Raw genomic sequence first — 261 nt, 5'->3', positions numbered from 1 at the left:
ATGAGGTATCCCAAAATCTTCAACAATCCGTTCAGCCTGTGTCCCTTTACCGGCTCCAGGCAGTCCCATTAAGACTAAGTTCATTTCGGATTCCCCGTCCTCTCTATTTTAGAGGGAATGGGCGCGCCCCATTTCCTCTAGTGCTTCATAAATCCACGATAGTTTCGTTTTACCAGCTGGCTTTCAAGCTGCTTCATTGTTTCAAGTGCAACCCCGATGACAATCAGCAAACTTGTTCCACCAATTTGTGCAGAAGAAGGC

General features: G+C 46.7%; 2 protein-coding genes. Both read right to left on the bottom strand.

Annotated features, from left to right (window positions below; genetic code table 11):
• A partial coding sequence (locus CF394_RS03400) for an AAA family ATPase (RefSeq protein WP_165767440.1) occupies window positions 1-84 on the bottom strand: 84 nt, incomplete at its 3' end.
• 53 nt (window positions 85-137) lie between these two features.
• On the bottom strand, window positions 138-261 hold a 124-nt coding region (locus tag CF394_RS16025), incomplete at its 5' end, for a hypothetical protein (RefSeq protein WP_243370659.1).

It is taken from the genome of Tetzosporium hominis, from assembly GCF_002265435.1.
Lineage (GTDB): Bacteria > Bacillota > Bacilli > Bacillales_A > Planococcaceae > Chryseomicrobium > Chryseomicrobium hominis.
Note: the sequence above shows the minus strand (reverse complement) of the source record. Positions and strands in the feature narration are given on the sequence as shown.